Below are 11,196 nucleotides of genomic sequence, written 5' to 3'. Positions count from 1 at the left end.
CATCCCGAACCCGGAAGTTAAGCGCTGTCGCGCCAATGGTACTGCGTCTTAAGACGTGGGAGAGTAGGTCACCGCCAAACCTAATAAGGACTCCCATGATTTCTCTCTGACGGTATCAATATCAAAGATTTCCCAAAGTCAGCACTCACAAAGTTTCAGAGCGTCTCGAACAGTGTTCCACATTGGTTTCGCCTGCCGACCGATGGCTTTCGTGAAAGCATCCAGAGCCCGCACGAAGTCCCGCTCGACCTGAAACGCCGTATGCGGTGTCTAAAGCCCACCTTCCCGAGTTCGGCGTAATTTGAGACTCAAGGGCGTGGGAAAGCAGGACGTAAGTTTCTCTATGGAGACTACGACTGAGTTTCTCACGCTTTCGGGTGTTGATATCTTACAGGCCGGGAATTCGACCGCCCTCCTTTGTGGGGATCATCGCCGATCCATCTATCAAACCTAAAATCGAAACCGACCGAGAGTCGGCTCGAAACCGGACCGGTTCGGCCTCGGCTTTCGCCGCCAGAAGGGCCATGCGGATGTCGTCGAGGCTGGCGTCCTGTTCGAGGAAGCGCCCGGCCATCTGCGGCTGGCCTGCAAGGCGGCAGAGATCGACGACAGCGCGGGCATGGGTGATCGCCTCGGCGCGGATCGCGGCGGGATCGGGCGGTGCGCCACCCGGAGTCGGGATCGGATCCGAAGGGCTGGGCATGTCGTCGGTGACACCATGCCCTTCCGGCTCGACAGGCGCTTCGTCGCTGTCCGCCTCGCCGGTGCCGTCGGCAGGTTCGACATCGCCGTCTAGGATGCTGTCGGTCTCTTGGTGCGTGTTGATGCCTGTCTCTGGATTGCCTTCGGCGGGAACGCCCTCCGCCTTGGTCGGAACACCCGCCGGGTCAGTGGCTTCCACGGCCTCGACGAGGTCCGGCGGCGCGTTGCGGAACCGACCGATGTCGAACCGCGCGGCCAACCGGAGACAACGGCCAGACAGCAGAGCGTCGCGATTGATCGGCATATTTTGTGGCTTCGCATGGTATTTCCTCTATCCCTCGTATTTTTTATTGTTTGTTAACACCCAAAAGGAGAAAGTTAACGGAAGGGTCAACTTAAAAGGTTAGAGAAACAGGTCAGAGAACGGGTGACGGATGACCCCCAACAGGCAAGAAAGGAAAGGAAGGACCATGAAAATAATTCACAACGGCTCCTTGCACGCGGCGAACGCGGCACCCCGATGCAAGGCGAAATCCAAGCGCACCGGGCAACCTTGCCGCAATCCTGCCGTTGGCGGTTGGGCTGTATGCCGGATGCACGGCGCACGCGGGGGCGCTCGACCGGGGCCAGCGAATCCGAACTGGCGGCACGGCGGGCGCAGCGGCGAAACGGTGGCCCTGCGTAAGATGGTGAATGCGTTGCGCCGCGAAGCCCGAAAGCTTTCCTCTGAACTGTAACCGCTGGAAACCGACGCCCGACCTGTCTCTTGATAAGCGACAGAAACAGCCGGGGGGGGGCCTTCGGTCTTCAAGCCTCTCGAACGGCCAAACCGACTGCCCCGGCATTGTGGTGGATCCCCAATTCAGGAATTGGCGGCTGAACATTCAACAAAACCACTTCACCAAAGGCGAGTTTGGGGCTACCCATATCGCATGACAGTTGTAAGCCACCCTGTTCCAGGAACCATCGATCGGGTTGATTTGAGCCAAGGCTTCCGTCCACCAGAGATGGTCAAACGCAGACCCGCCGTGGTGCTGTCGCCACCAATCAAGGGGCGGCAGCAACTTTGTACCGTTGTTCCACTAAGCACGACCCCACCAAGACCAGTCTTGCCGCACCACATCGAAATAGCCTTCGACCCCCCACTTCCGTACCCATACGGCTCCCCTACCGCGTGGCTGAAGGGCGACATTGTTCTGACGGTGGCGCTTCATCGTCTGAGGCTACTTTCTGAAGGCAAGCAAGGAGGTCAGCGAGTGTACGATGTGCGTGTCTTGGATCCAGATGTCTTTGAGAGGGTCAAGGAATGTGTCAAAGCTGGTGTCGGATTGTGATTTGATTTCTCTTCGCTCGTACCTTAGATAACAAGCGTCGCCGGTAGCTCCGGCATTTAAGTCCACCTTCGGTGGCCTCTGTGGAATGGTGATTGCAAACTGCTCGCAACGACATCTGGCCCCGCCTCGGCGGGGCCTTGCTACGTTTGGGGAACTGCTTCACCCGATTCTATAGCTTCTTTCCAGACCCAACACCTTTGACAGCCCCTCTTTCTGACAGGCGTCTTAGACCTTTCCTCGGCCCAAATTGAGAAGCCGCCAAGCGCAAAATAGTTGGCGGGCATTTTGGCGGGTATATCCGCAAAAATGCCAAATTATCTAATGATTTCAATGGTAGGTGGCGGAGACGATGGGATTCGAACCCACGAGACCCTTCCGGGCCTACTCCCTTAGCAGGGGAGCGCCTTCGACCACTCGGCCACATCTCCGCCGACGCGTATAGCCGGGCAAGCCCAAGGTTTACAAGGGCAAAATTCAACAAACTGCCCCCAGCATCCAACGCGTCAAAAACCACCCGAACGGCACCGGGCGGCACCGGGCGGAACAGATTTTGGGCAATATTTGGTCAACTCCCCTCGCGGCAAAAGCGCCTTGGAGCGCGCCGGGCCGATCCGGGGCCGAAAACAGCACGCCATCGCGGTTCTGCGGCGAGGATGATTTCCGGCCCCAAGCGAACGCACCGACTTTCTGTCCGGAAAGGAGGTGCAGCATGATCACCGAACGACAGACACCGGGCGCCGCGACATTGGATGAGTTGCGCATCTACTGGCGCATGCCCTCCCTGCGCGCCACCCGGGAGTTGACAAACCGGCTCGGTCTGCGCCGCACAGCTGGGCGGTATCCATGGTTTGCCATCTGGGCCGCCGAAGGCCTCGCTGCTCCGGCGCCACGCCTGTGGGCGGAGCTCAAGTTGCCGCATATGACGGGCGTTGTTGCGCAACTCATGCCTGAGGCATGATGGCCCCTTTCCCCGTCGGCGTCATGCCACGCGGACGATCTCAGCGGTACCGAGCGCATTGAAGCGGTTGATGAGGGCGATGCGGATGTGGATTTCGGCGGTCTGTCCACTGCCCGGCAGGGTATTGCGCAGCAATACCCGAGAGGGGGTCCGGGTCTCTTGCGGCGATGCGCTCGCCGAAGGCCTTGAGGCAGCGCATTTTCGCCTCGATCCGGCTTCGGACATGGTATCCGGTCCATCGCTTCCAGAGCGCCCTGCCATAGTGCCGGATTGCGCGAAGGGTTTCGTTTCGGGTGATTGCCGCCGGGCAGTCCTCTTTCCACGGCCGACCGTTTTTGCGGATATCCGCACGCTTCCGGTCTCGGGTGCGATGGCTGTTCTTCAGGCGGTCGAGCGGTTTGGTACCCCGAATAATGGCTGGCTGAAACGCCTGCTGACCCGCAAGCCGCGCATGGTCGCCGCGATCGCGCTGGCGAACAAGATGGCACGTGGCCTCTGGGCTATGATGACGAAACAAGAGGACGACCGGAACCCGGTGGCGGAAATGGTCTAAGCGTACCGCGCTTGCCAATTCGTCCCGGCACGTCGGGGGTGTAAGGAGGTCATTGAACAGTAAGGGCAAAGGATCGATCAGATCCAGGTCAGAGAAAGCAGTATTTGTGCTGGAGCCAACGAGCTCGGTTTGTTGATATGCTTCTGACCCGCGCTTCGCCATACCGGCCCGCGGCTCTATCAGCGCCGCAACGAGAGGCCTGATACATGACCGCACCCGATCACACGCTCAAGCCGTTCAAATAGCTACTTGCATCAACGGAGGCATCCATACATGCAGTAAATGCTCTCAAAGGAGCGGCATCAAACCGTGACAGGTCCACAGATTTGGAGGGGGGGGGGGCATGGGCATTGTTGCGCCCCTCCCGCTTGCGGTGTGACTTCCCCAGATGGTCAGGTTGTGCGGGAAATCAGGGGAAATGCTTGGGTCCGAATCACACTTCGGCATCTTCGACAGTGCCAAACTCGGTCAGGGTCTTGCGGTCGAACTTGATACAACTGCGTTTCCCACCGAGGATCTCGTGGTCTGGTTGGGCCGGTTTGTCAAAAGAATGTCCGAACCCGGAATGGGTAAAGACGCTGTCTTCGCCCCGGGCCGCAAGCGCGTAAATGCCGTCGGGTTCAATGCCTCTGGCGCGCGTGTCTGGGTCTTGTGGGGGGGGGCAACGCGAACGGCTTAGAGCGGCTGTTTTCGTCATCGGTTGTCGCTGCGATGTCGCTTTCGTATTGCGGGCATCCGCATTGCAGGCGTGGGGCATTGTGCCTGCATTTTCTGTATCATTTTCCGTCGGCGGCCCATGAAATCTTGGGCTATCCACCTGCAAAGACGTCTTTAGATGGCTAAAACCCCCGCGGCCCTCGGGCGACGGGAGTTCCGGTTTTTCGCATCAAGGCGTGAATGACTTCACCCTTCGCGTTCCAATTTCTTGCGTGCGAGCTTACGGGCGCGGCGGATCGCTTCCGCTTTTTGACGCGCCTTTTTCTCGGAGGGTTTTTCGAAATGTTGCTTGAGCTTCATTTCACGAAAAACGCCTTCCTTCTGGAGTTTTTTCTTAAGTACCCGGAGGGCTTGATCGACATTGTTGTCGCGAACACTGACCTGCATGTGGTTGACACCACCTCTCTCGTTTTAAGTCGAACCGATTTTCAGCTGTTGGCCGAGTAACAGTCCTGTCCTAGTTTGTACAGTATACCAGTTGCAAGTTGGGCAGAAGGGGTGTTTTGACGCCCACAGTATCCGCCCTTTAGGCGGGGGGATCGGCGGTTTGCGCAGCAGGTAAGGGGAATCTTGTGCCCCGGCGCGGGGGTCTTGTCACGATTATCTGCCTGCGCGCAGCAATCCTGCCGCTGTTGCGCGGAACATCCAACCCTCGCAGCGGTTCAGATTTTCTGAATCACCTCGCTTTGCGCCAGATCAACACGTTCTATCGCGCTTGATGCATAAATCTTCACATAACTGATATGAACTTGTCATGATGTCGACGGTCGCCGACGGTCGTGAGCATCAGTAGGGAGGGGGGCGGAATGAGCGGAAACGCATGGAACGTACGGAAGGTCGAGGAGGGCCTTCTGGTGAATCGCGGCGAGCTTTTCAGGCTTGGCACTGCGGTCCTGTTCATCGTCTTGATCATGCTCTTTGCGATGGTGCGCGGGCCTGACGGGCCGAGCGGGACGCTGCTGGTGATGGCCGCGATGATCGGCGGCTACATGGCGCTCAATATCGGCGCGAACGACGTGGCCAACAATGTTGGCCCGGCCGTCGGGTCGCACGCCATCACCCTCACGGGTGCAATCCTCATCGCGGCCGTGTTCGAGGCGTCGGGCGCTCTGGTCGCGGGCGGCGACGTCGTCGGCACGATCAAGAGCGGCATCATTGATCCGGCGATGATCGACGATACGGAAACGTTCATCTGGCTGATGATGGCCGGGCTGCTTGCCGCCGCTCTGTGGTTGAATTTTGCCACGGCCATCGGCGCGCCGGTCTCGACGACGCATTCGATCGTCGGGGGCGTTCTGGGGGCAGGCGTTGCCGCTGGCGGCTGGGGCATCGCGGACTGGGGAGTGGTTGGAAAAATCGCAGCCTCTTGGGTTATTTCGCCGGTTCTGGGCGGCGTTATCGCTGCATCGTTTCTCTATCTCATCAAGCGGACCATCACCTATCAGTCGGATCTTCTTGCGGCCGCGCAACGGATGGCCCCAATCCTGATCGGTGTGATGGCATGGGCCTTCACAACCTATCTGATGCTCAAGGGGCTCAAGAAGATCTTCCCGGTCGGTTTCATGACGGCCAGCGTCGTTGGCCTGATCGCGGCGGCAATCATCTGGGCGTTGATGCGCAAATACGTTGCGCGCGTCGCGCCCGGCCTGCCGAACGACAAGGAGGGGGTCAACACGCTCTTCACCGTTCCGTTGATCTTTGCCGCGGCGCTGCTAAGCTTTGCGCATGGGGCGAATGACGTGGCCAACGCCGTCGGCCCACTGGCAGGCATCAGCGAGGCGGTCTTGCATGGCGACATCGCGGGCAAGGCGCCGATTCCCCTGTGGGTCATGCTGGTGGGGGCCGCAGGCATCGCGCTCGGGCTTGCGCTTTATGGACCCAAGTTGATCCGGACGGTCGGATCGGAGATCACCGAACTCGACAAGGCGCGGGCGTTCTGCGTGGCCTTGGCGGCGGCGATCACCGTGATCCTTGCGTCACAGCTTGGGTTGCCGGTAAGTTCGACGCATATCGCGGTGGGGGGCGTTTTCGGCGTCGGCTTCCTGCGCGAATATCTCAAGACCAGCTATTCCCGCATGATCGAGGACATCCGCGAACATCATCGCGACGTCGAAAGCGACGGCGAGACGGTCGAGTCGTTTCTCGAGCGGTTCGAAGTGGCGAGCGTGCAGGACAAGGGCGACATGCTGCGCAAGCTCAAATCAGGTGGGACGGCAGGGGCGCTGGATCGGAATGAACGCAAGGGTCTGCAAAAAATCCAGAGGATCGAACTGGTCAAGCGCACGCTGCTGCTTCGGATCGCGGCGGCCTGGTTGATCACGGTGCCGGCGGCTGCGATGCTGTCGGCAATGATCTTCTTCATGATCCGGGGGGCGCTTCTGCCATGACAACGCCGTCGCCGGTCCTTTGCGCGGTCGACTTCTCGATCGATTCCGAGGCGGCGCTGCTTTGGGCCGCCGCGCAGGCGAACCGGGACAGCGCCCGGTTGGTCGTGCTGCATGTGGTGCATGATCCGGCGTCAAGCCCCGGGTTCTACCGCAAGCCCGACGCGGGGTGGTTGCAGCCGATGGAAGAGGTCGCACGGGAGATGTTCACCGAGTTTCTGGACGCTGTGCGCGCGCGCCACCCGGAGGCCGACGGCCTTGCGCGCGCCGAAACAATGATCGTGGTCGGGCTGCCGTCGGGCCGGATCTGCGAGGTCGCGGATGAGATCGGAGCCGGTCTGGTGGTGGTCGGCAGTCGCGGACGCACCGGCCTGCCGCATGTCATGCTAGGATCGGTCGCCGAGCGCGTGGCGCAGATCGCCGTCTCCCCGGTGACGATCGTCAAGGCGCCGCGAGACGACGCCACGCAGGATGATGCCACGCAATGACCGGAGATCTCGACAAATACGCGCTGCTCACCGGTCTGTTCGGCGGGCTTGCGCTGTTCCTGTTCGGAATGGACCTGCTGACAAACGGGCTCAAGCGCGCGGCGGGGGACCGGCTTAAGGATCTGCTCGGCAAGGTGACGAACAACCGCTTTTTGGGGGCGGGCATGGGGGCCGTGGTGACGGGACTGGTTAACTCGTCTTCGGTCACGACGGTGATCCTTGTCGGGTTCATCTCGGCCGGGCTGATGTCGATGTCGCAAAGCGTCAGTGTCATCATGGGCGCCAATATCGGCAGCACGATGACGGCGCAGATTCTGGCCTTCAACGTGACGCGCTTCGCGTTGCCGATGGTCGCGCTGGGGTTTCTGATCTCATTCCTGCCCGGCAGCCGAAACCGGCAGGACTACGGCCGGATGCTGCTGGGAATCGGGCTGGTGTTCTACGGTATGGGTCTGATGAGCGAGGCGATGGTCCCGCTGCGAAGCGAGCCGACGTTCATCAATTTCATCGCCACGCTGGGCAATCCGGTGCTGGCTGTGCTGACCGGGATGGCGTTCACGGCGATCATCCAGTCCTCGGCGGCGACAACCGGCATCGTGATCGTGCTGGCCGGGCAGGGGATCATGACGCTTGAGTCGGCCATCGCCGTGGCAATGGGCGCCAACATCGGGACCTGCGCCACCGCTGGCCTTGCCGTGATCGGCAAGCCGCGCGAGGCGGTGCGCGCCGCTGTCGTGCATGTCCTGTTCAACGTGTCGGGCGTTCTTGTCTGGATTTTGTTCATCGATCAGATGGCAGCCTTGGCGCGCGGCATCTCGCCAGAGGGCGACGTCCCGCGCCAAGTCGCGAACGCCCATACGATCTTCAACGTCGCCAACACGTTCCTGTTCATCGGGTTCACGACGCAGATCGCCCGTTTTGTCGAATGGCTGGTGCCGGACCGGCCGCTTGCGACAGAAGCAGTTCTCACGCCGAAATATCTCGACGCCACCCTGATCTCGACGCCGACTTTCGCCTTGGAGAACACGCGCCGGGAAATTGGACGGCTTGGGGCGCATGTGACCGACATGCTGAACAAATCCCTGCACGTCAGCCTTTCGGGATCAGAGGCGGAGCTTGAGGCGCTCAGCGCGATGGACAAGCCGGTGGACGATTTGCACCGCGCCATCCTTGCCTATCTGGGCGAGGTGTCGAGGTCGCGCCTGTCTGACGAGCAGTCCCGCGATCTGATGCAGCTTGTCACCGTGTCCAACGATCTGGAGCATATTGCCGATGTCGTCACCGAGGACATCGTCACCTCGACCCGCAAACGGATGCAGGAGCACGCGGGCATCAGCCCATATACCGCCAAGCGGATCGCCGACTATCACGCCCAGATCGTACGGGCGCTGGACGGTGCGGTCCGATCGGTGACCACCGAAGACATGGAGCTGGCCCAGACCGTGCGGGACATGAAGCAAGAGGTGGTGGAGATGTCGCGCTATATAAGTCGGACCCGGTTCGATCGCCTGAAGAGCGCCGATGGGGCCATCAATCGCTATGTCCGCGAGGTGGAGCTGGTTGAGCTTCTGGACGGCATTTTCAAGACCGCACGTCGGATCGCCCGCAGTCAGCTGGAGCGCGCCGAGGTGGAGCCTGCCGAGGAGGAGCCCGCCGAGGTAGAGCCTGCGGCCTGAAACGGTGGGTCGACTTTTCCGCACAGCCCCCCGCTTGATCCCTTCAGCGCGCCAATGCCGCCTTCATGCCGGAGTCGGGAAAACAGGTCGCCTTTTGCCCGGTCTTTTCCTGCCAGCGCCCGATTGAGCGGCGGGTCTTGAACCCCGGCAGCCCATCGGCGCCGCCGACATCGTGGCCCCGGCGTTCCAGCCCGCGCTGCATGGCGGCGATGTCAGATCGCAAAAGCCCGCCCACATTGCCCCAACGCCCGGTGAAATCGTTGGTTCCAAACTGGATGCGGTCGCCCACATGGCCGACAAAAAGCGCGTAGAGATCGCTCATGTTATAGTCTTTCAGTACATAGAAATTGGGCGTCACGATAAAGGCCGGTCCGTGCCGCCCCGCCGGCATCAGCAAAGACCCCTTGCCGCGCCGCTCCTGCGCCGGGAACGGGCGCCCCGAGACGCGCGTGATCCCCAGCTTTTCCCATGCCGCGATGGTCCGGCCCTGATCCGGCCCCTCCAGCGCGCAGGAGACCGAGGCCGGCACCACCACCTCAAAGCCCCAGTCGCGGCCCGCCGCCCAGCCGTGGCGCTGCAGGTAGGCCCCGATCGAAGCGATGGTATCGGCCTCGGATCGCCAGATATCCGCGCGCCCGTCGCCATCGCCATCGGTGGCAAAGCGCAGGAAGCTCGTCGGCATGAATTGCGGCTGCCCCAAGGCCCCGGCCCAGCTGCTTTTCATGTTGCGCGGGTCGACATGCCCCGCCTGTGCAATCCTCAGCGCTGCGATCAGCTCATCGGTGAAATAGTCGGCCCGCGTGCTCATGAACCCCTTGGTGCCCAGAACCTCAAAGGCATCATGCGGAATCGCCACTTGTCCATAGCCGCTCTCGCGCCCCCAGATCCCAAGGATGATGCGCCCGGGCACGCCGGTCTGGTTCTCGATTCGCGCCAGCGTCGCGGCGTGGCGTTTGGCCATCTGCCGCCCGACCCGGGTTGCGCCATCGATCGAGCCACGGTTGAAATAGCGACCCGGTGCGCCGAATTCGGCCTGACGTTGCCGTTTTGGCGTGACGGGCTTGGTGCCGGGGGGGATGAGGTCCGGCAAGTCCCAGTTCAGGCGCACCCCCGCGAACGCCGCGTCGAAGGTGGCGCGCGAAACCCCTTGCGCCTTGGCCCGCACCCACACGGTTTGCTCCAGCCAGCCGCGAAACTGGCGCTCTGTCGTGGTGCGGTTCTGGGCGAGGGCGGGCAGGGTGAACAGGGCGAGCAACAGCCAGACCGCGAGGGTGGCGAGGATCGTTCCCGGCCCCCGCGCTGGTCGGGCGTTCAGGGCGCGCGCGGCGCGATGGGGATCAATTGGCGACATGACGGCAATGAATTTCCCTATGGCGAGATGAGCGAAGAAGCCTACTGCCAAAGCCGCCCCCGTCCAACCCAAAGCGTCCACCCCAAAGCTGGGCGTGTTCACCGGGTCAGGGCCCGGAGACGGGACGTGGCTTTCCATCGGATGCCGATCTGGCGCTCACGTCAGACAGTCCTGTCGACCGTCATGCCGACAGATCGCCCCGTGATTTCTTGAGGCGGAATGCCGACATCCCGCTTGACCCACCCGGTCGCGTAAAATAGATACGGCCAAGCTATGCGGGTATAGCTTAATGGTAAAGCCCCTGCCTTCCAAGCAGGCTATGTCGGTTCGATTCCGTCTACCCGCTCCACGATTGCCCCTAACAGCCTTGATATTTAACAAAAATTATTGGGACTGCTCAAATCAGCCCCCCATTCGGCCCTCCACTTGGTTTTCTTTAGGCGCTGATGGGGCCCATCCTGCTTTTTAGATCCTCGGCCTTAACCAAGTGGCCTTGCTTCAGTGACCTTGGCACATCAATGCCGTCGGAGGGCGGTTACATCATCAACGCCCTTGCGCGTTCCCCGCACACGCGGGGATGAACCGCTGGGCGCGATCCTCAACACAGAAGGCCGAGAAGGTACTGACGGTTCACAGGCCTACATACGGTGTCATTGGGCGCAGCGTGCTCACCCAGGGCAATCTCAACAACAACCACTTCTACCTGCGCGAATTCATCGGCGCCTTCCCATCAGGGGTCATCGGCGGCGGCAACAGGGCCAGTGCTGCCCCATGCACCTTGACGATCAACTGGACTGGCTCGGGAACGGTTACCACCGACATCGACGGCTCAAAAAAATCTTCCGTGATCGGTCTTGGGTCCGGACCTTTTTCGAAAGGAATACTGCGCGCCCCGGTGATGCTGTTGAAATCGTTTGACCTGCCCCCCGCGAAATCCCTCACCATGATGTAGAGTCTGCCCAACCTTGAAGGAGCAGACGAATGCGAAAAAGCCGTTTCACCGAGGCGCAGATTATCGGGATGATCAAGGAGC

9 protein-coding genes, 2 tRNA genes, 1 rRNA gene and 1 pseudogene are annotated in these 11,196 nt (G+C 61.0%); 7 read left to right on the top strand and 6 right to left on the bottom strand.

Translation table 11 applies throughout. The annotated features are described in order from the left end of the window. Positions 1 to 80: ribosomal RNA gene (gene rrf, locus E1B25_RS21470) — 5S ribosomal RNA — on the top strand; the annotation flags it as partial. A gap of 308 nt (positions 81 to 388) precedes the next feature. On the opposite strand, the gene E1B25_RS21465 is transcribed toward rrf, so the two are convergent. Further along, positions 389 to 1,006: a hypothetical protein gene (locus E1B25_RS21465; RefSeq protein WP_132831617.1), complete on the bottom strand. Its 618-nt coding sequence runs from the start codon at positions 1,004 to 1,006 to the stop codon at positions 389 to 391. 628 nt (positions 1,007 to 1,634) lie between these two features. On the opposite strand from E1B25_RS21465, the gene E1B25_RS22880 reads away from it, so the two are divergent. After that, the gene (locus tag E1B25_RS22880; protein WP_132831616.1) at positions 1,635 to 2,036 is read left to right on the top strand and encodes a type II toxin-antitoxin system PemK/MazF family toxin; all 402 of its coding nucleotides are present in this window, start codon (positions 1,635 to 1,637) and stop codon (positions 2,034 to 2,036) included. A gap of 338 nt (positions 2,037 to 2,374) precedes the next feature. Here E1B25_RS22880 and E1B25_RS21455 read toward each other — a convergent pair. Next, a tRNA-Ser gene (locus E1B25_RS21455) sits at positions 2,375 to 2,464 on the bottom strand. A 281-nt stretch (positions 2,465 to 2,745) separates the two neighbouring features. Between E1B25_RS21455 and E1B25_RS21450 the strand changes: the two genes are divergently transcribed. After that, positions 2,746 to 2,994 carry a hypothetical protein gene (locus tag E1B25_RS21450; RefSeq protein ID WP_132831615.1) on the top strand — a complete coding sequence of 83 codons (249 nt, stop codon included), beginning with the start codon at positions 2,746 to 2,748 and terminating at the stop codon, positions 2,992 to 2,994. 21 nt (positions 2,995 to 3,015) lie between these two features. Here the strand turns inward: E1B25_RS21450 and E1B25_RS21445 are convergent. Then, a pseudogene (locus E1B25_RS21445) lies at positions 3,016 to 3,337 on the bottom strand (hypothetical protein); the annotation flags it as partial. 1,113 nt (positions 3,338 to 4,450) lie between these two features. Beyond that, on the bottom strand, positions 4,451 to 4,651 hold the full coding sequence (gene rpsU, locus E1B25_RS21435; RefSeq protein WP_132831614.1) for a 30S ribosomal protein S21: 201 nt from the start codon (positions 4,649 to 4,651) through the stop codon (positions 4,451 to 4,453). Between the two features lie 419 nt (positions 4,652 to 5,070). Here rpsU and E1B25_RS21430 point away from each other — a divergent pair, with 419 nt between their 5' ends. Genes E1B25_RS21430 through E1B25_RS21420 form a run of 3 tightly spaced genes read left to right on the top strand, consistent with a single transcriptional unit; the run spans position 5,071 to position 8,812 of the window. Continuing rightward, on the top strand, positions 5,071 to 6,651 hold the full coding sequence (locus E1B25_RS21430; RefSeq protein ID WP_132831613.1) for an inorganic phosphate transporter: 1,581 nt from the start codon (positions 5,071 to 5,073) through the stop codon (positions 6,649 to 6,651). Continuing rightward, positions 6,648 to 7,136, top strand: a complete 489-nt coding sequence (locus tag E1B25_RS21425; protein WP_132831612.1) for a universal stress protein — start codon at positions 6,648 to 6,650, stop codon at positions 7,134 to 7,136. Before E1B25_RS21430 ends, E1B25_RS21425 begins: the two co-directional genes overlap by 4 nt. Beyond that, positions 7,133 to 8,812, top strand: coding sequence for a Na/Pi cotransporter family protein (locus E1B25_RS21420; RefSeq protein ID WP_132831611.1), 1,680 nt, complete (start codon positions 7,133 to 7,135; stop codon positions 8,810 to 8,812). Before E1B25_RS21425 ends, E1B25_RS21420 begins: the two co-directional genes overlap by 4 nt. 43 nt (positions 8,813 to 8,855) lie before the next feature. Here E1B25_RS21420 and E1B25_RS21415 read toward each other — a convergent pair whose 3' ends face one another. After that, positions 8,856 to 10,163: a lytic murein transglycosylase gene (locus tag E1B25_RS21415; RefSeq protein ID WP_132831610.1), complete on the bottom strand. Its 1,308-nt coding sequence runs from the start codon at positions 10,161 to 10,163 to the stop codon at positions 8,856 to 8,858. Positions 10,164 to 10,438: 275 nt separating this feature from the next. On the opposite strand from E1B25_RS21415, the gene E1B25_RS21410 reads away from it, so the two are divergent. After that, positions 10,439 to 10,512: transfer RNA gene (locus tag E1B25_RS21410), tRNA-Gly, on the top strand. A gap of 350 nt (positions 10,513 to 10,862) precedes the next feature. On the opposite strand, the gene E1B25_RS22425 is transcribed toward E1B25_RS21410, so the two are convergent. Then, on the bottom strand, positions 10,863 to 11,196 hold a 334-nt coding region (locus E1B25_RS22425; protein WP_206338610.1), incomplete at its 5' end, for a hypothetical protein.

Origin of the sequence: Antarcticimicrobium sediminis (genome assembly GCF_004348975.1) — a bacterium.
Lineage (GTDB): Bacteria > Pseudomonadota > Alphaproteobacteria > Rhodobacterales > Rhodobacteraceae > Antarcticimicrobium > Antarcticimicrobium sediminis.
This window is presented reverse-complemented; position numbering and strand designations above follow the sequence as displayed.

Excerpts from the sequence above, each read along its gene's own strand:
- E1B25_RS21430 (WP_132831613.1), top strand. The coding sequence starts at position 5,071 with ATGAGCGGAAACGCATGGAACGTACGGAAGGTCGAGGAGGGCCTTCTG.
- E1B25_RS21425 (WP_132831612.1), top strand. The coding sequence starts at position 6,648 with ATGACAACGCCGTCGCCGGTCCTTTGCGCGGTCGACTTCTCGATCGAT.
- E1B25_RS21465 (WP_132831617.1), bottom strand. The coding sequence starts at position 1,006 with ATGCCGATCAATCGCGACGCTCTGCTGTCTGGCCGTTGTCTCCGGTTG.
- E1B25_RS22880 (WP_132831616.1), top strand. The coding sequence starts at position 1,635 with ATGACAGTTGTAAGCCACCCTGTTCCAGGAACCATCGATCGGGTTGAT.
- E1B25_RS21420 (WP_132831611.1), top strand. The coding sequence starts at position 7,133 with ATGACCGGAGATCTCGACAAATACGCGCTGCTCACCGGTCTGTTCGGC.
- rpsU (WP_132831614.1), bottom strand. The coding sequence starts at position 4,651 with ATGCAGGTCAGTGTTCGCGACAACAATGTCGATCAAGCCCTCCGGGTA.
- E1B25_RS21415 (WP_132831610.1), bottom strand. The coding sequence starts at position 10,163 with ATGTCGCCAATTGATCCCCATCGCGCCGCGCGCGCCCTGAACGCCCGA.
- E1B25_RS21450 (WP_132831615.1), top strand. The coding sequence starts at position 2,746 with ATGATCACCGAACGACAGACACCGGGCGCCGCGACATTGGATGAGTTG.